This window comes from Pedobacter sp. ISL-64 (genome assembly GCF_018613605.1).
GTDB lineage: Bacteria > Bacteroidota > Bacteroidia > Sphingobacteriales > Sphingobacteriaceae > Pedobacter.
This window is the reverse complement of the sequence record NZ_JAGGPU010000010.1, coordinates 447,329-469,628: the sequence shown is the minus strand read 5'-3', so window position 1 is coordinate 469,628 and position 22,300 is coordinate 447,329. Positions and strand designations below refer to the sequence as shown.

Annotated in this window: 20 protein-coding genes; all 20 read right to left on the bottom strand. The window is 33.0% G+C overall.

Annotated features, from left to right (window positions below):
• Positions 1-421 precede the first annotated feature (421 nt).
• The 20 genes from J7E57_RS16200 to J7E57_RS16105 all read right to left on the bottom strand — a co-directional run bounded on the left by J7E57_RS16200 (position 422) and on the right by J7E57_RS16105 (position 22,300).
• Complete coding sequence (locus tag J7E57_RS16200) at positions 422-2,017, bottom strand: gliding motility protein RemB (protein WP_215166124.1); 1,596 nt, start codon at positions 2,015-2,017, stop codon at positions 422-424.
• 109 nt (positions 2,018-2,126) lie between these two features.
• Entirely contained in the window at positions 2,127-3,518 is a 1,392-nt protein-coding gene (locus tag J7E57_RS16195; protein ID WP_215166122.1) for an undecaprenyl-phosphate glucose phosphotransferase, read from the bottom strand.
• 270 nt (positions 3,519-3,788) lie between these two features.
• Positions 3,789-4,886 (bottom strand): mannose-1-phosphate guanylyltransferase, encoded by a 1,098-nt coding sequence (locus J7E57_RS16190; protein ID WP_215166115.1) that lies wholly within the window; start codon positions 4,884-4,886, stop codon positions 3,789-3,791.
• A gap of 2 nt (positions 4,887-4,888) precedes the next feature.
• Complete coding sequence (locus tag J7E57_RS16185; protein WP_215166113.1) at positions 4,889-6,007, bottom strand: glycosyltransferase; 1,119 nt, start codon at positions 6,005-6,007, stop codon at positions 4,889-4,891.
• Positions 6,008-6,970 (bottom strand): GDP-mannose 4,6-dehydratase, encoded by a 963-nt coding sequence (locus J7E57_RS16180; protein ID WP_215166111.1) that lies wholly within the window; start codon positions 6,968-6,970, stop codon positions 6,008-6,010. It abuts the gene before it with no gap.
• The gene (locus tag J7E57_RS16175) at positions 6,967-8,232 is read right to left on the bottom strand and encodes a glycosyltransferase family 4 protein (protein ID WP_215166109.1); all 1,266 of its coding nucleotides are present in this window, start codon (positions 8,230-8,232) and stop codon (positions 6,967-6,969) included. The genes J7E57_RS16180 and J7E57_RS16175 overlap by 4 nt, the downstream gene beginning before the upstream one ends.
• 62 nt (positions 8,233-8,294) lie before the next feature.
• On the bottom strand, positions 8,295-9,065 hold the full coding sequence (locus J7E57_RS16170) for a glycosyltransferase family 2 protein (protein WP_215166107.1): 771 nt from the start codon (positions 9,063-9,065) through the stop codon (positions 8,295-8,297).
• Complete coding sequence (locus tag J7E57_RS16165; RefSeq protein WP_215166105.1) at positions 9,052-10,299, bottom strand: glycosyltransferase family 4 protein; 1,248 nt, start codon at positions 10,297-10,299, stop codon at positions 9,052-9,054. The genes J7E57_RS16170 and J7E57_RS16165 overlap by 14 nt, the downstream gene beginning before the upstream one ends.
• Positions 10,300-10,444: 145 nt before the next feature.
• A complete protein-coding gene (locus J7E57_RS16160) occupies positions 10,445-11,782 on the bottom strand; it encodes an O-antigen ligase family protein (protein ID WP_215166103.1) in 1,338 nt (445 codons plus the stop codon).
• 162 nt (positions 11,783-11,944) lie between these two features.
• Positions 11,945-12,853 (bottom strand): NAD-dependent epimerase/dehydratase family protein, encoded by a 909-nt coding sequence (locus J7E57_RS16155; RefSeq protein WP_215166101.1) that lies wholly within the window; start codon positions 12,851-12,853, stop codon positions 11,945-11,947.
• Positions 12,846-13,826, bottom strand: a complete 981-nt coding sequence (locus J7E57_RS16150) for a Gfo/Idh/MocA family protein (protein ID WP_215166093.1) — start codon at positions 13,824-13,826, stop codon at positions 12,846-12,848. Before J7E57_RS16150 ends, J7E57_RS16155 begins: the two co-directional genes overlap by 8 nt.
• Complete coding sequence (locus tag J7E57_RS16145) at positions 13,826-14,515, bottom strand: NDP-hexose 2,3-dehydratase family protein (protein WP_215166091.1); 690 nt, start codon at positions 14,513-14,515, stop codon at positions 13,826-13,828. Before J7E57_RS16145 ends, J7E57_RS16150 begins: the two co-directional genes overlap by 1 nt.
• A gap of 3 nt (positions 14,516-14,518) precedes the next feature.
• Positions 14,519-15,274, bottom strand: coding sequence for an NDP-hexose 2,3-dehydratase family protein (locus J7E57_RS16140; RefSeq protein ID WP_215166089.1), 756 nt, complete (start codon positions 15,272-15,274; stop codon positions 14,519-14,521).
• Between the two features lie 20 nt (positions 15,275-15,294).
• Positions 15,295-16,452 (bottom strand): glycosyltransferase, encoded by a 1,158-nt coding sequence (locus tag J7E57_RS16135; RefSeq protein WP_215166087.1) that lies wholly within the window; start codon positions 16,450-16,452, stop codon positions 15,295-15,297.
• Positions 16,431-17,321, bottom strand: a complete 891-nt coding sequence (locus J7E57_RS16130; RefSeq protein ID WP_215166085.1) for an NAD-dependent epimerase/dehydratase family protein — start codon at positions 17,319-17,321, stop codon at positions 16,431-16,433. Before J7E57_RS16130 ends, J7E57_RS16135 begins: the two co-directional genes overlap by 22 nt.
• On the bottom strand, positions 17,318-17,944 hold the full coding sequence (locus J7E57_RS16125) for an acyltransferase (RefSeq protein ID WP_251029939.1): 627 nt from the start codon (positions 17,942-17,944) through the stop codon (positions 17,318-17,320). The genes J7E57_RS16130 and J7E57_RS16125 overlap by 4 nt, the downstream gene beginning before the upstream one ends.
• Positions 17,941-19,257: a lipopolysaccharide biosynthesis protein gene (locus tag J7E57_RS16120; protein ID WP_215166083.1), complete on the bottom strand. Its 1,317-nt coding sequence runs from the start codon at positions 19,255-19,257 to the stop codon at positions 17,941-17,943. The genes J7E57_RS16125 and J7E57_RS16120 overlap by 4 nt, the downstream gene beginning before the upstream one ends.
• Positions 19,203-20,105, bottom strand: coding sequence for a glycosyltransferase (locus J7E57_RS16115; RefSeq protein ID WP_215166081.1), 903 nt, complete (start codon positions 20,103-20,105; stop codon positions 19,203-19,205). Before J7E57_RS16115 ends, J7E57_RS16120 begins: the two co-directional genes overlap by 55 nt.
• A 19-nt stretch (positions 20,106-20,124) precedes the next feature.
• Positions 20,125-21,429 carry a lipopolysaccharide biosynthesis protein RfbH gene (gene rfbH, locus J7E57_RS16110; RefSeq protein WP_215166079.1) on the bottom strand — a complete coding sequence of 435 codons (1,305 nt, stop codon included), beginning with the start codon at positions 21,427-21,429 and terminating at the stop codon, positions 20,125-20,127.
• The gene (locus tag J7E57_RS16105; RefSeq protein WP_215166077.1) at positions 21,419-22,300 is read right to left on the bottom strand and encodes an SDR family oxidoreductase; all 882 of its coding nucleotides are present in this window, start codon (positions 22,298-22,300) and stop codon (positions 21,419-21,421) included. Before J7E57_RS16105 ends, rfbH begins: the two co-directional genes overlap by 11 nt.

Here is a 22,300-nt window from a genome sequence, read left to right as displayed (position 1 = left end):
TCTCGACCGCAGTGGAGAGATCTTTGACTATGTTTAAAAGATCTCTCCACTCCGCGTTGCTTCAGTCGAAATGACGACCGATTTTTAGAATCTTTCAATGGTAGCCCAGCGAAGAATCTAAATCATCCAGGTAAAGATCCTTCTTATCGTCAGGATGACATGTCAATAACTTGAGTTCGATTAATAATGTGACTCTTAGCGCTATTCTTTAGGTATTTTAGTATTAGTGTCGTCACCCTGAATTCATTTCAGGGTCTTAATAGCAGGAAAGATGCTGAAATAAATTCAGCATGACGATCGCGTGAGGTAAAGTGGCTATAATACACTAACTATATTCAAATATTAATCGAACTCAGGTTAATAAACAAAAGAGCCCCAGTTAATAAGATAACTGAGGCTCTTTTGTTTATTATTTAGTTTATTAAAAATCAGAATACAAATTCCTGAACGAACTCCGTAAACCGAAAGTAATTAATCCTGTAGTATTTTTACCTAAACTGTTACTTTCTCTCCTAACCACACCGCCCAGCTCTAAGCGTAGGTTGTATTTCGGGTTAACCACATAGGCAACTTTCCCTTCAGCATAAAAAAGATCAGTGCGGATCCCTTGAGTAGTATAATTTCCATTGGGCTGCACAGCATCTGTATATGGTTCAAAAATATTTTTACCATAATTCTGTCCGGCAATATCCAAACCATATTTAGCATACATCAGTTCGCCACTAAAATCAAAGCGTTTGTAAGAATAGTTTAATAAACCAACAAGCTCTCTAAAGTTAGCCCCAAAGGGATGTGCTAGCGGCTCATTATAGTTGGCATAATTGCCAATACGGGTTCTGGAAGAAAATGTGTAGGGTTTAGCCGTATTGTATTCCAATAAGTAGTTTAAACCCGCTACATGAAATACATCTGCACCTCTTAATCCCAATTGCCATCCATATTTATTTCTGGAGCTACCTGAGCTAGAAAAGAAATTTTTAGCCTCAAACTCATCTAATGAAAACTGGCCGTAAGCCACCAATTCTTTTGCAAATTCATACTTTGTAGTAAAACCCAATAAAGCATTATCCGGAGAACCGCTCGAGGCTTCTACCGGCCTTAAAAAGATGATGGGATTGGCATAGCCCCAATCAAATCCTCTTTTATTCCCTGCATCATCAGTCTGTGCCCAAATAATAGAGTCGAAAAATCCAATTGATAATTTATTGTTGACGTTCCAATCGAGGTAATGAAAAATCCCTCCTTTTTTACGGTTACCCGCATCATACGATAGTTTGGTGGCACCTGGATCCTGCATAGATGTCCACATCACCATATATTGTACATTCCCCAAATTCCCGGTCAATTTCAAAAAGGGAGTTGGAGATGAAAAGTCAGATAACAACAAAGAACGATAGCCATCGCCAATAAAAGTTTTATCATAACCTGCAGTAATGTTCAAATATTTTATGGGTGTATAAGATACTGTTGCGGTAACATACGACCAATCTTTAGTTAATTTACCAAAGCTCCTATCGTAAGATTGGCCTGGCACAACTTTAGTCTGGTTTACATAATTATCATAATAAGCTGCAAAACGTCCTTGATTCTCAAATCCACTGGTGTAGAAGGAAAATTTCTTTCCTATTGTACCACCAACCTGGTAACCACGGGTATTTAAATAGGTCGTTTTTTTACCCGATGCATCACGACCGATCTGGAAGTCAGGCAAAAAATCGGCATAAACGGTATAGTCTTCTTTCTGAATGTCCAATAGATGCTCTTGAAATAATTTTCTCGATACCCACGATTTTCTGGTTGAGTCTGTGCCAATGCTTAACAACATGCTACTTTTATCACGCAGCAAACTATCATCAATAAAAAAAGGTTTTAAGGAACTATGAATCCGTGTATTGGGATTATAGACTTCACCACTCAATTTTTGATAAAATTGGAAGGAATAGGGTTGATAAACAGCTTGTGCTTTTAACTCATAAAAAGAAACGACTAAAAATAGGAGGAATAAGATTTTCTTCATCTGGTAAATTTTAATTCAAACGGCAAAGAACGTTATTAATTATGAAATTAACGATCCTCTCCGAATTTCGACAAAAGAAAAAGCCCTTACGGGCTTTCTTTATATATATTTAAAATGCGTTCTCTTCACCTTTGGCCATATTGATCACCGTCATGAAGATAATCTTTACATCCAGCATCGCACTCCAGTTTTCCAGGTACCAGATATCATGTTCCACACGTTTCACCATTTTATAATCTTCTTTGGTTTCGCCACGGTAGCCATTTACCTGTGCCCAGCCAGAAATGCCCGGTTTCAAAAAGTGGCGCACCATAAACTGATCTACTATACCTTTATATTGTTCAGTATGGCTCAACATATGCGGCCGTGGACCAACCACACTCATATGCCCCATAAATACATTAAAAAATTGCGGCAATTCATCCAAACTCGTTTTCCTTAAAAACTTGCCTATAGGCGTAATCCGGTCATCATTTTTACTCGCTTGTCTTTTGTCGCTATCCGCATTCATGCGCATGCTTCTAAATTTAAAACACCAAAAAGGTTCATCATCACGCCCACTACGTAATTGTTTAAACAATACCGGACCTTTACTTTGTATTTTGATCAATAAAGCAATAATAGGATATAGCCAGCTCAACACAAATAAAATCACCAAACCGCTAAACACCACGTCAATAACCCGTTTTTTAAAGCGGTTATGTATCTTCTCTAGTGGTTCTGAACGTAAAGAAATCACCGGAAATTCGTTACCCAGATAACTTACCGTGTAAGGAGACAGTAGAGCCCCACTAATATCCGGAATAAACTTTAAGCGTACACATTGACGTTCTGCTTCTTCAGTTAATAGGCTCATATCCGCCATCCGCTCCGGTGCAATGGTTACATAAATATCCTTAATACCCTTTTCGACTGCCATTTTAAACTGGCGTCCTACCATATCAGAAATCTGACCATTGCGATCTAGGTAATCTTCTGGCACGTCATTAATAAAACCGTGAAATTCGATATAACGCTGCTTTTCGAAATAGTTCGCCAGCTGTAAGCCTGTCGCATTATTGCCCATAATGGCCACAGATTTAACCCCCCTCAAATGGTTAAATAGTAAGAACTGAAAGGAGGTACCTATAAAACGGTTTACTAAAAACAAAATAGCCAACATCCCATAAAAAATGACTAGGAAGGATCTGGAGAAATCATTTTGTTTAGAAAAGAAAAGATAAATAGAAAATAAAACCGCATGTAAAACCACACTTTTCCACGTTCCTCGATAGATTCGCTCAATCCTACGCGACCCATATTCACTATAAAGTCCAAAGCTTGTAGTGCTCACAATCCAGATCAGATTACACACCACAATGTAATGCCATTGTAATTCAGAACTTACCGCTTTACCCATATAAGCGGTAAATTCGTAGGCAAAAAAGTACACAATATTGACCATAATAAGGTCAGTAATCGGTAAAATATATTTGAGTATAAATAAGTAACGTGTTTGCATAGGCTTAAAGGGAAAACTTAAACATTTATTTCCTGTTTTTGTTTTGAATGAATCATAATGAACAAAATTAATGCCCAAAATTTAAATTCAAAGTTAAATAATCATTACTAAAATAAAAATCAGTAATACTTACGCAATATAAGCTATAAAAAACCAGCTATAAAAAGGAGTATCTATATAATGATAAATAGTCGACTAGTCGTGCAAATATGTAGATACAAAAAAAGTTTACACTAATGTAAACTTCATAACTTTATGTAGCTTAGTACACTAAGCATATTTTATTCCGTGTTCGTTAACCATATCCTTAGCCACCTGCTTAATTTCTTGCTCATCCGATTTTGGATAAATCAAAAGTACCTCACCATCATCAACAACTATGTAGTTATCCAATCCTCTTATTACCGCTGCTTTATCATTGGGTAAGTGTATAATGCAATTGTTCGTGTCTTTCAAATTAATCTTAGTTAGATTAACCATATTATTATCGATATCTTTTTCTCCAACCGCATGTAAAGAAGCCCATGTACCCAGATCCGACCAACCTATATCAGCAGGAATAGTGTATACATTGTCAGCCTTTTCTAAAATGGCATAATCGATTGAGATATTAGGGCTTAAAGGGTATTTTTCAGAAATAAATTTAGCTTCATCAAGTGTATTATAAAAAGGCAAGCCACTTTCAAACAATGTAGCAATTTCAGGGGCGTGTTGCTCAAATGCTTTTTTCAACGAATTTGCTGACCAGATAAATATTCCTGCGTTCCAGACGTAATCGCCGCTTTTTAAATATTCTTTGGCTTTAGCCAAAACTGGCTTCTCCATGAAGGCATTTACCTTTTTAATCTCATTTAATCCTTCCTGATTCTTGATACTTGCTTCTTGATATTGAATGTAGCCATAGCCAGTGTCTGGCCTTGTAGGAGTAATTCCTAGTGTTAGCAATGCATCGTTTTTTGAACTAAAATTCAAAGCTTGTTTAATCTTGTCCAAAAATATATCCTCTTTCAAGATTAAATGATCAGAAGGTGCAACCACAATATTGGCATCGGGATTTAGCAGACTAATTTTATAGGCAGCATAAGCAATACAGGGTGCTGTATTGTTGCGGCTAGGTTCTAAAAGAATATTATCCTTCAACATAGCAGGTAATTGTTCAGTGACTAAATCTGAATAATTCTCATTGGTTAAAACAAATATATGTTCGTTAGGACAAATGTTTAGAAACCGTTCGTATGTAAGTTGTAATAAAGATTTACCCATTCCTAAAATATCAATAAACTGCTTAGGGAAATGATTGCGACTTTTTGGCCAAAAGCGGGAACCTACTCCACCGGCCATAATAAGTATATAGGTATTATTCTTCATTTTTATTTTAATTTAAGATTTATACTTTCGGACACAAACTTTTGCAATTCTTTCATAAATACACTTTCATCAAATTTTTCTGCATGAGCACGTATAAATTTTGAATCAAATTCTAAGGTCTCGAACAAACTAATAGCGTCAATCAAAGATTTGACAGTCTGTTCTTTGAAAAAGACAGCTGTTGCTCTAGACGCGTCATTATCATAAGGAATCATAGTCTCGAGAACCCCTCCAATTTCATAAGCAATAACTGGCCTACCCGAAGCATTTGCCTCTAAAGGGGTAATTCCATAGTCTTCATATTGAGGAAAAATCAATGCTTTGCAGTTTGCATATAATATTGCTAATTCTTCGCTAGATAATCCCTTTCGAAATTCAATATTATTTTTCGCCAGCCGTTTCAATTCTTCTGCTTTTGTCCCATTACCAACTACAATAAGCTTGAGGCCTAATCTGTTAAATGCTTCAATAGCCAAATCCGCCTTCTTGTAAAATTCAAGCCTTGATACCAATAAATAATAATCTTGTGGTTTTTCCACAACATGAAAATTACGGGTTTTAACATCAGGTGGTATAATCTTCACATCACGAATGTCATAAGCGTCTTTGATTCTTTGTGATGTTTCATTCGTCATTCCTAAATAAAAGTTTCCTTTCTGTGCAGCCTTTTTATCAACTTTTCGCAAATAGCTTACTACTTTGTCAAAAACCCATCTATGGATTCCTTTCGAATCATTATACTGACTGTAAGAAGTTGGGTTCCACGCCAAACGAAATGGAGTGTAGGTATATATGAATACTACAGCATTTTTATCAATGTCTACATATTTAGCACTATGCGTGTTAGATATTAAAACTACATCATATCCGTGAACTTTGACAGCTTTCATCGCCCAAAGTGCAAATGGAAAATATAGTCGTTGCATCCATTTTACACTTTTTGATAAAAATTGTAATGCTGAAGTCTTAATATTGTAGTTCCGGTATTCAGGATAAGTACCCTCAGGATTATATGCCAGCGTATAAACATCTGCATCGGGAAATGCTTTTAACATAGTCAACACGACTTGCTCAGCGCCTCCTCTCCTCATTAGTTCATCGTGAACGATTGCTATTTTCATCTATTTAAAATTTTTATCTTCTTCTTCAATCAATAATGTCAAGACATCGAAAAAGGACCTGTTATATTCCCAACCCAAGACTGCTTTAGCCTTTTGGTTATCTCCAAACATGTCTGTCATATCTGTTGGTCTAAACAATGTGGGATCTTCTACTAACCTATTTAACGGAATATTTAAATAATCTAAAGTATAATTGATTATGTCACGTAAATAAACCGAATTACCTGAGCAAATTAAATAATCATCTGCCTTACCCTGCTGTAAAGAAAGCCACATGGCCCTTACATAATCAGGCGCATAACCAAAATCTCTTTTTACATCAATATTCCCAACACGCAATTCATTTTTGATTCCTTTTCTAATTTCTAGTCCAGTTCTAATCACCTTCTTAACAAAGAAATTTGGGCTCCTTAAATATGATTCATGGTTAAAAAGTATCCCATTCACACAAAAAACTTTATAGGACTCACGATAGTTCACACCAATCCAATATCCAGAAGCCTTAGATATAGCATATGGGCTTAATGGATGAAAAGGGGTATTCTCATTCACTGGTAAATTATTTACTTGTCCAAACATCTCACTACTTGAGGCTTGATAGATTTTAGTATCTAGCTGTAACAACCTTACGCTCTCCAGAATATTTAACACTGATTGTGTATTATAATTTAAGGTGCCGATAGGCTGCTCAAAGGATATTCCCACTGAACTTTGCGCAGCTAAATTATAAAATTCATCAGGTTTGTATTTGAGTAAAATCTTAATAATACTTGAAAAATCAAGCAAATCACATTCTTCTATAAGAATGTTTTCTGAGATGCCTAAGTAAACAAAATTCTTTTTACTAAAATTATGACTGCTTCTCGTTAAACCTACGACCACATAATCATTCCTGGATAAAAGTTGCGCCAAATAAGCACCATCTTGCCCTGTAATGCCTGATATAATTGCGACTTTCTTCATTTATTTTGTAATACTAATTCATTTTTGCCAACTATTTGTCCATAAACGCTTACCAAATTTTTAGCATGATTCATGAGGGAATGATCCCTGTTCCAAAATTTCTCATAAGTTGCCTTACTTAAAGATGATAAAAGCTCATCGTTATTATACATGCAACTTATCTTTTCAGCCAAATCATTAACATCTTCAGAACGGAATATCATTCCATCTGTTCCATCGTTGATTAATTCGCATGCAGCGGTGCAATCGGAAACAATAGATGAAATACCAAAAGAAGAAGCTTCTTGAACTACTAAACCATAAGTTTCGTACCAAACTGAAGGAAAAACCAGAAATCTAGCACTTTTCAAGATATCTCTTATTTCCAATTTGTTCTTCCACCCTACAAACTTAAACTTAGGGTATTTTTGAATTAAATTTTTAAAATTATCTCCTTCACCAATAATTATAGCATCATCTATATTCAACTTAAGCATTGCTTCGCAGAAATATTCAACTCCTTTTTCTGATGAAAGCCTGCCAATAAAAATACAATTCTTATTTAGCTCTGCTTCAATCCTAGGGATAAGTATACTATCAACGGGGTTTTCTACATAATATGTATGCTTGAAACCCTTAATGTATGGAGTTAATACCTCATACGATAATTTTGAGATAGAAATTAGACTAAGTTTTTTCTTTAAAGCCACAAACATTGCTTTCTGAACAAACGATCTGACTATCCGATATAATTTAAAGCCATAATTTCTTGAATCACAGTTTGAAGCTATACAACTTAAAGAAAGTGGTACTTTTTTGCATATGCCTTTACTTTGAAAGTTATAAAAACTACCATTGGGGCAAGCAATAAAGTAATCATGTAGTGTAATTACTGTTAAGTAGGAGTGAAGCAGTGAACAAACAATAGGGCTAATTGATAAACCTTTGGTCCAGCCATGAATATGCACTATAGTATTCTCCTGATTAAAAGCCTTTAATAGTTTTTTCATTTGGCGATAAGCCTTAACATTCCAAATACCTCTAAAAAGAGCTTTAATCTTATTTTTAGAATACAATATCTCCTCATTATTAAGGTGACTGATGGACACATTACTATCCAACAAAGATTGGTCTACATTACCAACTGCACAAAAATAATTTACATTATATCCTGCCAAGCTTAAACCAACAGCGCTATCTACAGCAACTTTTGCAGCCCCTCCATTTATATTAGAAAAGTCATTAACAATTATAATGTTGAGTTTTGAGTTATCTTTTAACATCTTCTGTAGTGCCTAGGCTAAACAATTTTAATTAGTATCAAGTATATTATTGTTGCTTATTATTAGATATTGTAGCCAATTTTCCTCAAAATTTTCTTCAAATTACTTTTAGCTATTTGCAAACAGTAATAATATTTGGCAATTATTAAATTCAATTTCCCAGTAGAAGTAACGATTTGATAATGCTCTTTAAAAAGTTTTTTTTCATTAAAGCTCACTCCTCCCTGGGCCATTCTTACGGTAACTTTATTAAAGAATGAAGTTTTAAATGCATTTCCAGGCCGTAATAATATCTCATAATCGCTACATATTTTATATTTTGTATTAAACAGGCCATAAGTATCGAAAAAAACTCTACTGTGAAGAGAGCCAGGATGTGCAATTGTATTCATTAATCTACTTTTTTTCCAATCCCATTTTTCACCGAGTGTTTTTATATATTTATCATTTGTATTCACTAAATCCATTTTCGATGACACATACTCCAAATCAGATTTACAGGTTAAAATATGATCTACATAATCCTGCAATGCATTTGGGTAGTATGAATCATCTGATCCTATGAAACCTATCCAGTCACCAGTTGAAAAATTTATACCCTTATTCCATGCCTCATAAATACCCGAATCCTTTTCACTTATCCATTTATGAATATATTCATTATACTTCTCTATGATATCTATTGTATTATCTGTGGATGCAGCATCAATGACAATTATTTCAAAGTTGCGATAAGTTTGCCCGATTATACTTTTTAAGCAAGTTTCTAAAGTTTTACCTGCATTATAAGTTGCGATTATAACGGAAATCAGAGGTGTATTATTTTTTATCATTTTTTTTATCCAAAATCAATTCATAAAAATCAACAAGATTTTTTTTATAAATTCCCCATGTATATTTTTCACTGATTAATTTCGAAGCACTTCTACCTATTTTTTCTCGTAGCATTTTATCATTAATTAGCCTTTCAATTTCATCAGCAAGTATCATTGAATTATTTATTGGAATAATTACCCCAGTTTCATCATGTACTATAGGCACGCCACAATTCTCTGTTGTTATTACTGGTAAACCTGATGCCATGGCCTCCATGGCAGCCCTTGATGAACCTTCGGCAAAGGTTGGAAAAACATATAAATCGCTATTCTTCAAATGATCTTTAAGTTCATCATATAAAAAAATGCCATGGAAAACAATATTAGAAGGAATATCTGGTATTTTTAAATCATCTACTATGCCCAAAACATCAAGAACTACTGAAACTCCCCTTTCGTTAAGTTCCTTAATTGCTTCAATTAATATTCTTGCCCCTTTTCTAAAACAAAAATGCCCAATAAAGATAAGATGAACTGCATCTTTTTTAACAAAAGACCAATCAGTTTTTAAGCCAACAAAATCCTCCCTCACCCCAAAATAAATTACCTTTACAATATCTTCTCTATAGCCATTATCTAAAAAAGTATTTTTTACAAAGTCTGAATTTACTAGGACATAATCTGCGTCTAAGCAATCTTTTTCAACGAGCGTCCAAAATTTTGAATTAGGATCTAGGTCATATTTTTGATTAAACCTCTTATATTCTTCGATTAAATATTCTTTCATCGATATTGGGTGGGCTATACTATGATCCGCAATTGTGATCATATTTTCTTTCTTAGCCTTTTCTATCGCCCCACCTTGCCCTGCACCACTTCTAACATGAAAAATATCAGCATCTTTAATGTGTTTTTTAGTTTCTTTACCTAAATATCTCCAACCCCAAGTAAGTGCGTTATCCTCTTTTAAGAGCTTAAGTCTAACCAGAATAATTAAAAACCACAGGTAAAATTCTGACTTTGAACATGAGATAATATCATCATCATCAAGGCCTACAGGTTGCCTAACCATTAATCTTTTATAAAGATCCGCTCTTCCTACAATCTTTCCCAGAAAGTTAACAATTATGGGGTTTATTTTTTTTGGTAACCACCCGGTTAGATACTTAACCTTAATTCCACTTTCCTTTAAAAGGGCTCCAGCCTGGCCCAATTGTATTCTACCTTGGCCTTGGGATAAGATTATCTTCATAAAAATTCTTATTTTTTTGCATTTTAAAACTACACTGATTGATCATTCATTCTTTATAAAGACATGAAAATTATGCCAATAAACCTAATTGTCAGGCCTGTTTAATCTAATCATCATAGTTTTAAAGTAATGTCCTCTGCTAATATTAAATTCCATGTCTATAATCATTCTCAGCGTTAATAAATTTCGATTGATCATATCCATAGTTTGATTTTATTAATGTTTGAGCCGATAGAATGACACTAAAAAAGACCCAAATAAAAAGCATTGTAAAAGTAGGGAAAGCAAAAAAGTAGACACAAGAAGCGAGTATACCAGCCGCTAGCACATTTGATACTTTTTTAGCACGTTTATATAAAAGATAAAGAAAATATATAAAAAGTATAAATACAAAAATACCAGTTTCTGATAAAATTTCGACATATATATTATTTGGAATTCTTTTGCCTCCTAAATCGAAATCAGGTAAATTATTAAAGTGACTATAATGCATTCCATAACTAGAAAGTCCAACACCAAAGAAAGGATTAGAAGCAGCCATTTTCAGTCCTGTAATTGTAGTATTTAAACGATCAAGCCTTGAATATATATCATTAGTATTCTCAACAGAATCTTCACTAGCAAAAATTTTATTATAGATCAAACTTCTAAAACCATCACTAAATTGAGTTAATAGAGTAACAGAAATGGCAATTACAGTTATAGAGGCAATCAATTTTAGCTTATGTTTTTTGTAAACATAATATGTATATATAACAAAAAATAAAAATAAGCAAAATATTGAAGCTGTAGAAAATGTGGTTAATATAGTTCCCCAAAAAAAATAAGCCATTTTTTTTCTCTCATAAAAAAAGGAAATGATTCCCATAAGCAATAAATAGAAACCCATGTAGTTACCTTCTTTAAATGTTCCACTGCGGATAACATTCATTATCATCTGTGATTCTTCCTCCATTCCTGGTAATTTTAATACTGGTAGATGAAGTATCCCACTAAAAAAAAGGTACCATGAATATGATGCAGAAATAATTGCACCTATAAACAAAAACTTAATTAATTCTGGTTTTCTTTTTAAAATATTCGTTGTAATAAACATCCCTGCAACAACCAAAAAAACATATATAAATTTTAGCACACTGTCAACAGTCGGACTTATTCTAACGGCACTAGTAGTTAATGGGTAGTTGTAAGTATAGAGCGTATTTATAATTAATGATATTAAAATACAAATGCAAAACATTATAATTGTTAGGCTTGGTTTTCCAACCTTCCACATTTCTGTTTTTCCAGATGCTAACTTTAAAGAAATTAAACATAACAAACAAATCTCAGATAACTTTAAAGGAAACATAATATTTATTGTCAATGCCTGGGAAAAAGGTAAAAAAATCAAAAAACCCTTAATTAAAAAATCCTCGACTGAACTTGTCTTTCTAATTACTGGAACAGTGTACTGATTAGCGCTTGCCAAGTGTTGTTTCATTAAAAATTTATTAATTTTAAGTTTCGTTTATATGTTGGCACTAATTTTTGTTAAATGTTTGCAGCAAGTCTCTTTCGATCTATAAACGCTACTGTAATTATTAGATGGAAATCTGATTACCCATTTGTAGCGTTAACTTTTAATCATATCCCTCAATATATCCTATTTTAGGGTCCCCATCCAATCATTAAAAGAATGAATATAGCTATACTTAATAGTTGCCATTAATGCAGAATCATCAAACATGGTATCTCCAGACTCAATTAACATATCTACCTCTGGAAACGGAATAAAATTAACTGTAACATTAAAAAAATCTGCGATAGGCGTTGCTACATCTAATAATGAAAGATGGTCCTTTCCTCCAATGTTGTATACTTTATTATTTGTGTCACTAACCATCCCTCCAATAATTAAAATATTAGTAAGATCTTCTACATGTGTAAAAGTTCTGCATAAATTCCCGTCGCCATACAGACTGATAGGTTGCCCATTTTGTGCTTTATTTACAAAATGACCTAATGTACCATATGACAATTCCGTACCGATCATATTACCATATGGCACACATATTCTAAATATTGTGTAATCTAAGCCAAATAAATTTCTATAAATTTCCAAATAGCTCTCGCAAGCAAATTTGTTTATAGAATAAATTGTTTTAAATTCCTTTTCATCATCTTCTTTTAATAAGATACCTTTTTTGCCTTTATAAATCAAGCGTGTTGAAGGAAATATAATTTTTGGCTTTGTTATCTGATCCTTTATTAAATCTAAGACCTTTAATAATCCAAGTTCATTTATGTTAATAAAATTTTGATATTCCTCTACGCTTTTATACGTCCCCGTTAAGCCAGAAAAAAAGTAAATGTAATCTGAGTCGCATAATTTTTTTGTAGCATTATTGCTAATGTCACTACTCAAGTCAAGTTGCTCATAGAGTTCATTTTTAATTTTACCCCTAGCTTGAACGTCAAACAGGGCTATATCATGCTCATGATTTTCTAATAAATTGTAAGCTAAGTGCTGTCCAATGTATCCATTGGCTCCTAAAATTGAAATTTTACTCATGATTTAAATTTTGGGAAGCCTTATACATTTCAGAAATAATTTCCATTCTCATAAGGATATCATCCTTTTCATTCTTAAAACTTGGATCCTCACCAGAAATTTTATGATAAAAACCATCTAGCATAAGATGAAATTGATTTACTGCTCGAATTTCAACAATTTCCGTGCCCTTATCTGTTTTAATAACAATTTCTGCTGTCATATTTGCTGGTTTAGTATATGCCCTATCGACAATAATCGTGCCTTCGCTGCCCCATATTTCTATCCGATTTTTGTACGAAAAACCAAATCCGTATGTTAAATTTGCTGAATAGTTTGCCCAATCTAGCCTTAAAAATCCTCTCTCATCGATCTGCAATTCTTCATTATTTTGAAAGTAATACGACTTATTAGTATATTTTTTGCCGAAAATCTCCAAGCTCGCGCTTAGCGGATAAATTAAATTATCTAAAATCGCGCCACCTCCAATTTCATTTTGATTTCTTATATCAGTTAATGGTAAGCTGGGAAAGCCAAATGAACTCTCGAATAGCCTTATGTCTCCGATAATTTTTTGATTAATCAATTCTTTTAATTTCTCAAAATATGGATGATATACGTACGCTAAACCTTCCATAGCAATTAAATTAAATTGGGCTGCAATATTTATAAGGGATTGAGATTGCTCTAAAGTCGATGTAAAAGGCTTTTCAAGCAATAAATGTTTTTTCGCTTGTAAAACCCGCATGCCCCATTCATAATGGAGTCCCGTTGGTACAGAAACATAAACTGCATCAACTCTTGAGGAATTAAGAACATCATCATAAGATCCAAAATCGCATTTATACTTTGCAGCAAACTGTTTACCTTTTTCAACAGATCTGGAGCCTACCATTACCAAATTAAACAGCGGGTTTTCAATAATTGTTGGCAAAACAGTTTTATCTGCTATTGCCGAACATCCTATAATCGCTATATTTAAGGGTTTTTTCATTAAACAGGGGTAATACAAGCCAATAAACTTCTGGCTTCAATATTAAAATAATTATTAAATTTTATAAAGGCCTTAGCCTGCTTCACTGTCATCCATATATAATTTGGATGAATTTCATTCAATTCATCTTCTCCAATTTCAATCACAATGTTCTGATTCTGTTCTTGATAAAATCTCCCACCTTCTTCAGACTGGAGTGTATCATAGTGAACAATCCCCTTCTTGTCCAAAAAGTAATCAAGATATACAACATTATATTCTGGATTATTATAACTCCCTGTGATGCATTGAACAGTTGGCGCCATCTCTAAAACATCAAAGTTACCGGCTTCTAATTTTGCTTGAATCAGTAAATGATATATCCCATTTATCTTTTTTACGATAAAACCTATTATCCCCTCTTCTCTCTGTCTAATAATAGGTTGATACCATTCAGACATTTCTCTATTTCCGACTTTGCATTTTACACCAAGAACTTCAAAGTACTTGCCAGAATCATGTGATACTGATAAATCATCAATACTCCAGTTTTGTGTCTGGTTAATACTGCATTCTTTAATTTCCAATGAAGCGTACATCTTCAAATTAGTAAACCAGCTAATTATTAGTTCAAATGAGTTTAAATCACCATCTTTTGTAAGGATAGATTCTAGGAGTTGGTTTTTAAAATCGCTATTGTAAATTGCCATATCTTATATAATTTGAATGCATGATAAAACAGTTCTAGTATCCATATTTATCAGGTTTGGATAATTGAGCAATGTTTTTAATTGGTTTAATGTTAACCAACAAAAATTATCTGGAACATCAAGCTCTATACTCTGATCCATCTGTATAATCATATTTCTATTTCTTTTTTTCAGAAACCTTGCCCCCTGCTCAGACTGTAATTGATCAACAATTATTTTTTTTCCAAACATTTCATCTTTAAAGTATTCTAAGAATTTTGGAACATTTCCTCCGTGAACTTGTGTAAAGTTACTCTTTGTGGCCTGCAAAGTGGGTGAGAGCTGAATTTTATTGACATTTCCAGGTTCAATTTTACCCTGCATCAAAAAGCAGAGTATTCCATTTCTCTCCTGGCATAAAATCCCTAAGAATCCAACTTCTGGTTGATTGATAATTGGTTGGTCCCACTCCTTGGTTAAGTTATTTATAGTTGCCTTAACATGAATTCCTTCAATGCTAAAAAACCTGCCACTTTCATGTTTAATATTACCATTTTCTTCAACTTTCCAATTCTTAAGTTTTGATAGGGGAGTAAACTCGATTTCAAACGTTACCTTTTCGTTTAAATCGTTCAGCCACTTGAAAAAACTATCTAAACTTAACTCTGGATTATACTCTACTGCAGATGATAAAATAAGTTCAACTCCAATGGGTGAAAGTTCTGGATAAGTTTCCAATATTTTCTTCCTCAATTCCAAAATTTCTTTAATCGTTTTCATTATCAAATCTATAGTTTAATTTAATTTCTCACATCGTATTTAAATAGTTCGTTAAAGTCTCCCCCAAACTTTTTCTGAAAAAATTGATAATCTGTTTTAATAGGCTCCAAGTCACTTGTCAATACTCTATTAATTACCCTAGCTAAATCTTCGGCATTGTATGGATCAAAAAAACTACAGTTTAAATTTATTTGCTCTCTATGAAGTTTAATATCAGAAACAATAATATGCTGGTTAATTACTTTTGCATCTTCAACAACAGTGCTCCACCCCTCGAATAAAGATGGTTGTATAATGGCAATTGAATTTGCCATTAACTTAAGCTGTTCATTTCTGTCAATAAAACCTAAAAACTCAACGTATCTATCAAGATTATTATCTTTAATATATTTTTTTAATTCGCCAAAATATCCTGGATTTCTATAGTCAGACTCTTTGCCGGTAAAAATAATTTTAAAAGGCAAATCACCTTCATTTTGAAGTATTTTTAACGCTTCCAGAACAACCATGTGATTTTTGTGTACCCAAAACTGATTAGATACGATAAAAAAAGGTTTATCTATTTTAAACTTGTTAAGTAATGACTGTAAATTAATTTCCTTATATGTCTCATCAATAAAACTTGCAAAATTTAAAATGTACTTTTCGTTCTTATTGTTAGGATAAAATGTATCAAATTCATCGGCGGCAGTTTTACTGCTAAAAACAATTCTACTTTGATTTTTCACCAGTTGTTTATGTACAGTTTTTCTATTTCTAACATCTAACTTTAAGAAAAACTCTGGCAAAAAATATTCCTGTAAATCAGCAATCCAATAAAAACCGTTCTTAATGTTAGCATCGCTAACATTATAAGATAATGGATAAACATTTGGCCCAATATCATTTGGCAAAACCATATTGAATATGGATCTGCCATTAAGATAATAGAATAATTTGTTAATTACTTTCTTAGGTAATGACAATTGAAGGTCTACAACTTTGAAATCAATAAAGGGATATTCAATATCTAAAATCGGTTTTATTGAAGATTTGAGATTATGTAATACTAAAATTTTGGGTTTATCATCATCCTCAAGGGTTAATAAGGCCTTTATAATATTTAGAATGTAGTATGTACCCCCTATCCAATTATCATCATAGGAATAGATTAGCGTTATTTGTTTCCTTTTAACCATTTCACAGTATTTATTAGCCCTTCTTCAATTGTTATAGTTTGCTTAAAGCCAAAACTACTAATTTTGCTAATGTCGGCACGCCAATTGAGAGGATCTCCCGGTTTTACAATTGAGTTAAAAACAATTTTAATATTAGTATCAATTGCGCTGCAAAATATTTCTGCAGCTGTTTTAATAGAAGTTTCAACTCCAGATGCAACATTTAATGACTCTCCATTAAAGAGTCCTTTATCTATTATATTTTGGATTGCATTCAAAAGATCTTTTATGTATATGAAATCTCTGGTCTCGTTTCCTGTACCAAATAATTCAATTTCGTTAGATCTAAGACTTTTTTGATAAATATCCCAAAAAAGTTGCTTTTTTAAGTGTTCGCCATATACAGAGAACAACCTTAAATTAATGGTCTGAATTTGGTATAAATAATAATATTCTCTACATAGCTGTTCTGCATATAATTTATGCCATCCGTATGGAGATAATGGCTTTAATTCTACCGTTTCACTTATAGGTAGAACCGAAGGATTACCATACACTGCAGCCGATGACATATTAATGAACTTACAATCTGGATTGTAAACTCTTATTGCATCTAATATTTTTATCGTATTGGTTACATTTAGCTCAAAATCAAAAACCGGCTTATTTATGGATATTGGTACACTTCCGTTACCACTCGCGTTTATACAAACATCGAAACGCTGACTTTCAAAGATAAAATCGAAATTGCTATGCTCAATATGCAACTGATAATATCTTTCAAACTTTTTATCTAAAATATCAGCCCCCCAAACTTCATATGATTTAGCAAAGAAATTTTTAGCATGGCTACCGATAAAACCTTCAGAGCCTATTATTAGTATTTTCATTTTTTCCTGAGTTCTTCTGGTATATCCTTTATTTTTTTTGCTGGATTACCCCCGACAATTGTCCAGGGTTCAACATCCTTTGTAACAATACTTCCAGCTCCTACTATTGCACCTTCTCCAATCGTAACGCCTTTCAATATAATACAGTTCATCCCAATCCAAGCATGGGAACAAATTTTAATTGGCTTTGAATTTACAACATCCCATTTTTTACTATGAATAAAATTCCTTCCTTCTCTATAATCAGCCAGTTGCATTTTAACATCATATTCTCGCTCCCTATAGTCTATTGAATGAGAATCATGATCATATATATATCCACCCCACGCTATTGTTACATCATTTTCAATTTCAATTTTATTACGTGATATTATGTGTGTTCCTCCAATAAAACACCTATCACCAATAATTACCTCTCCTTCTGTCGATTCAAATGTAATTTGGCAACCAAGCATTGTATCATTTCCAATTCTTAAATATTTTTTACCAGGCCTTGGATTAGTTACAGCAAACCTAAATGTCTCTAATAAAAAAGAACTTCCTTTATTTATAAAAGGATTTGCGTCCTTAAGTCTTTTTTTATTTCGATATTCTTTAATCTTTTGTATAAATAAACCTATCATGATACGTTATTAATTATTGCTCTTGCCTTATAAATAACAAATATAGCTGATGGAACAAGAAGGATAGCACTAGATAAAGGAACTGTGCCGATGCCTACATTTAAAGTAAATAAAAACTTAGCTAAGGGAATAATGAATACTGCTGCCATAACAGCCAAAATAATTTGTCCTTTTAAATTTTCAAAGGCATTTAATATTGTTGCGCCCGCGTATGCCAAAGCCTGCACGCAAACTAATATTACGAATGGATATAATTGGAACAACTCCACTTTTATCATTTTTTTTGTCCAAATTTCAATTACAAATGGGATGAAGAAAGTAAAAATCAATGCCCCCATACAAAAAACAATTGCTATAAGTAATAGTTGATTAAATAATTTATTGAGTACTTTTTTATCTTTAGTGGCTTTTGCATGCGATATTTCTGCCCAATAAACTGAAATTACTACATTAAACACAGTCATACCCATTAAGTATATTTTGTTAACTGTATCAAATTGTGCAACGTTTGACAAAGTAAGATGATCGTAAGTTAATATATTCCCAAGGGAAAAAAGGAATAATGAAGAAACTTGAAGGAGGAAAAAACGATAACCTACTTTCAATGATTCTTTTGAAGCTACGATATGCTTAAAATTAAATATTTCTTTTACCTTGAATCCTATTCCTTTTAAAGAATAAATCATGATCATTAAATTTGTTACGAAAAATAAGCCGCTATAAAGTGCTGCTAGTGTATAAAGGCTAACTGAAAATAATCCATATCTAAAAAACATTACTATAACTAACCAAACAATTGATTGAAATAATAATAAAAAATTAAATGTGTTAAATTTTTTCCTGCCCTGTATAATAAAATGACCTAGCGTTAATGGAAACGAGAAAATAATGGGTAAATATAAAACTAATGCGAGAATTAAATTGGCTTTGAAAACAGAAACGACAAACAAGGATCCTATAAAAACAACTAAAATTCCTAAAGACATTAGTAAATAAAACTGGATAGTTCCGGCAATTAAACTATTTAATTCTGTATAACTATCAAGGGCAATGCTTTCAGTAACTTTATTTTTCAAACTATATCCAGATCCAAAATCAAATAGGTTTAGCCATGCTACCAATGCCGTTGTAGTAACCCAAATTGCATAGCTATTTGTACCTAAAGCCTTTAAAAGTAATGGCACAGTGAAGAATGAAATCAATGCAGACAATAACTTAAACGATGTTGAACCTGCAATAGATTTTATTAGATTTATTCTCATCTTAAGATTAACTTTAGTATTTGGAGTTTTGTTTTTAGATTTGCCTTCCAAGGAAATCTGTTTGAGAAAATAAACTTTAAAATAGAGGTAAACCCTTTTTGATTTTTCCTCATCACTTGAATACCGTTTAACAAATTCTGAGCATAAACTTCATCTTTCATTCTTTTAAGATTTAAGTTTTTGATATTACTTTTATCTATCTCTATAGAGATCTCATCTTGCCACCTGTCAATTTTTTGTAACCACTCTTTCGATGCGATAAGCTGATTTGTATAATTGTTAGGCCAAGTTCGATAGGCACCTAAAATTTTATCTACAAAAACAGCATTTCCATTGATTAAGCATTTTTGAATGAGTAAACTATCGCCAGCAGTAAAAGAATAGGAACTGTCAATCCCTCCCATATTTCTCACATGCTCTGTTCTAAATAAGATAGATGGAAACCGAGCATTTACTCCATATTTGAAAAGTTCAAAACCTTTTGGTGCCAATAACTCTTCTTCTCGGGTTGGCATCCATTTTGATAAGAATTTGTCGTTTTCATCAATAACATGATGCCCAAAGATAAAGATATCACCATTAGGATGTTTTTCTATAGCTTCTTTAACAGCGATCAAACCATCTTCAAAATATAGATCGTCGTCTGATGGAATAAAAAACCACTTAGTCTGCACTAAATTGATAACTTTATTCCAATTTTCATACATCCCTATAACTTCCTTTGAAGAAACAACTGTAGTTTTAGACTTATGCTTTTGAAGAGTTTCCTCTAACACATAATCTCCATTATCACTAATTACGAAAGTTGCATTTAGAAATGTAGGGATAGAATCTAGCAATTTTTTTAAATACTCATTTCTGTTATAGGTTGGAATAGCAAAAGTTACCTCTTCAAGCATAACCGATATTTATTAATTGTTAAGAATTAATATAGTTCCTAATCACAGCTGTTATATAGTCATAATGGCTTTCATTTAATCCTGGCCAAACGCCTAACCAAAATGATTGATTCATAATGATGTCTGTATTTTTTAAATCACCTACTACTCTGTGTTCAACGTCTGCATAGGCCGGTTGTCTTAATAAGTTACCAGCAAAGAGTAATCGCGTCCCGATTTTTTTCTCTTCTAGATGCTGCACCAACATATGACGATCATTCGAATCACCCTCTCTAAGTGTCATTAAAAATCCAAACCAAGAAGGATCAGAATCTGGAGTCGGTTCCGGCAATATAAATACTTCTTCAAACTCCTTCATTCTAGAATATAAAGCTTTGTAGTTTTCTTTCCTTCTTTGTATAAAATGCTCAACTTTTTTAAGTTGTGAAACACCCAATGCAGCTTGCATGTCGGTTACCTTGAGATTAAAACCCACATGTGAATAAGTATACTTGTGATCATAACCGTAAGGAAGACTCCCAAGCTGTTGCCCAAAGCGACAGCCACAAGTATCATCTTTACCTGGTAAACAATAGCAATCTCTTCCCCAATCTCTAAAGCTTTCAGCAATTTTAGCCAATTCAGGGTTATTAACTACTACAGCTCCACCTTCACCCATTGTAATGTGGTGAGCAGGATAAAATGAAAACGTAGATAAATCACCGAATGTTCCCGTTTTCTGTCCTTTATAGGTTGCGCCTAAGGAATCACAGTCATCCTCAATAACCCACAAATTATATTTTTTAGCAACACGCATCACTTCATCTAAATCAAAGGGATTTCCTAATGAGTGCGCGATCATAATAGCCTTAGTTTTTGATGAAACTGCAGCTTCAATCATATCTGCCTTAACATTATGGGTAGCAATATCTACGTCAATAAAAACAGGTATCGCACCGGCTTGTACTATTGGATTAACAGTTGTGGGAAAGCCGGCAGCAACCGTAATTACCTCATCTCCAGGCTTAATCGATCTATCACCAAGTTTAGGAGATGTTAGCGTGTAAAATGCCACCAAATTGGCTGACGAGCCAGAATTCACCAATAATGCTTTAGTAGCTCCAAAATATTTAGCGAACTCATATTCAAATTCAGTTGCAAAACGCCCAGCTGTAAGCCATCCATCCAACATAGAATCTACACCTAACAACAGGTCATCTTCATCCATTACTTTTCCAGTAACGGCAATATAATCCTTCCCTGGTATAATTTCTCGCTTTGCGTTTTTTGCGGCTATCTCAGATAGTTGCTCTTGCAAGGTTCCGCTAAAATGTTTATAGTTCATGTTCTGTTACTTTTAAGATAAAGAAATCTACATTTTCAAATGTAAATTCAGGATACTCTTCAATGAATTTTGTATTTAATAAGCCGCCATTTAAGGGTCTTAGAGCAGCTTGATTAACACTTAATGTTTTTACTGAATTAATTTTCAATGTCTTATTATCCTTAAAATAAGATAAGACTTTTGATGCAAGCTGAAATCTGTTATAATAGTCTGTGCCTGATAAATGGTAAATACCATTTTTATGGTCTTCACATAACTTAAGCGTCATACTTGCAATATCTCCGGCATATATCGGTGTTGCAAACTGATCATGTGGCAGATTAAGCTCTTTAACTACGTTATTACGAAGATCTTCAATTAATCTTGAAATAAAATTTTTTGATCTTGTTTCTTCCCCATAAACATTAGTAACCCTTAAAATTAAATGATTAGATAATGTCGAAACAAGATGCTCGCAATCTAATTTATGCCTCCCATAAACGTTTAATGGATTAACTTTGGCATCTTCTCGATATGGACCATTAGCGCCATCAAATATATAATCCGTAGAAATGAACGCTAATTTTACATTATTTTTTTTACAATAGTCAACGATTTTCTTTGTTGGCAAAACTGTTTTTTCGTAGCTTTCCTCTACATTTTTTTCACAATAATCAACATTGGTTAATGCTGCGCAATGAATGATTACATCTGGTTGAAAATTTGATTTATTAAATAAATTTTCTAAATCATCCTTTGAGAAATCAAAAGGTATGGTTGAATCAGTACTAAAGTTTAAATGGGTACCCATTACATCCCAGTTATTATTTTTGAAAACTGATAGACAATGTGAACCAACCAAACCCGATGCTCCAATGATAAATGCCTTCAT

Bases quoted from the DNA above. Each gene is read 5' to 3' on its own strand.
- J7E57_RS16200 (WP_215166124.1), bottom strand. From the start codon at position 2,017: ATGAAGAAAATCTTATTCCTCCTATTTTTAGTCGTTTCTTTTTATGAG.
- J7E57_RS16195 (WP_215166122.1), bottom strand. From the start codon at position 3,518: ATGCAAACACGTTACTTATTTATACTCAAATATATTTTACCGATTACT.
- J7E57_RS16190 (WP_215166115.1), bottom strand. From the start codon at position 4,886: ATGAAGAATAATACCTATATACTTATTATGGCCGGTGGAGTAGGTTCC.
- J7E57_RS16185 (WP_215166113.1), bottom strand. From the start codon at position 6,007: ATGAAAATAGCAATCGTTCACGATGAACTAATGAGGAGAGGAGGCGCT.
- J7E57_RS16180 (WP_215166111.1), bottom strand. From the start codon at position 6,970: ATGAAGAAAGTCGCAATTATATCAGGCATTACAGGGCAAGATGGTGCT.
- J7E57_RS16175 (WP_215166109.1), bottom strand. From the start codon at position 8,232: ATGTTAAAAGATAACTCAAAACTCAACATTATAATTGTTAATGACTTT.
- J7E57_RS16170 (WP_215166107.1), bottom strand. From the start codon at position 9,065: ATGATAAAAAATAATACACCTCTGATTTCCGTTATAATCGCAACTTAT.
- J7E57_RS16165 (WP_215166105.1), bottom strand. From the start codon at position 10,299: ATGAAGATAATCTTATCCCAAGGCCAAGGTAGAATACAATTGGGCCAG.
- J7E57_RS16160 (WP_215166103.1), bottom strand. From the start codon at position 11,782: ATGAAACAACACTTGGCAAGCGCTAATCAGTACACTGTTCCAGTAATT.
- J7E57_RS16155 (WP_215166101.1), bottom strand. From the start codon at position 12,853: ATGAGTAAAATTTCAATTTTAGGAGCCAATGGATACATTGGACAGCAC.
- J7E57_RS16150 (WP_215166093.1), bottom strand. From the start codon at position 13,826: ATGAAAAAACCCTTAAATATAGCGATTATAGGATGTTCGGCAATAGCA.
- J7E57_RS16145 (WP_215166091.1), bottom strand. From the start codon at position 14,515: ATGGCAATTTACAATAGCGATTTTAAAAACCAACTCCTAGAATCTATC.
- J7E57_RS16140 (WP_215166089.1), bottom strand. From the start codon at position 15,274: ATGAAAACGATTAAAGAAATTTTGGAATTGAGGAAGAAAATATTGGAA.
- J7E57_RS16135 (WP_215166087.1), bottom strand. From the start codon at position 16,452: ATGGTTAAAAGGAAACAAATAACGCTAATCTATTCCTATGATGATAAT.
- J7E57_RS16130 (WP_215166085.1), bottom strand. From the start codon at position 17,321: ATGAAAATACTAATAATAGGCTCTGAAGGTTTTATCGGTAGCCATGCT.
- J7E57_RS16125 (WP_251029939.1), bottom strand. From the start codon at position 17,944: ATGATAGGTTTATTTATACAAAAGATTAAAGAATATCGAAATAAAAAA.
- J7E57_RS16115 (WP_215166081.1), bottom strand. From the start codon at position 20,105: ATGCTTGAAGAGGTAACTTTTGCTATTCCAACCTATAACAGAAATGAG.
- rfbH (WP_215166079.1), bottom strand. From the start codon at position 21,429: ATGAACTATAAACATTTTAGCGGAACCTTGCAAGAGCAACTATCTGAG.
- J7E57_RS16105 (WP_215166077.1), bottom strand. From the start codon at position 22,300: ATGAAGGCATTTATCATTGGAGCATCGGGTTTGGTTGGTTCACATTGT.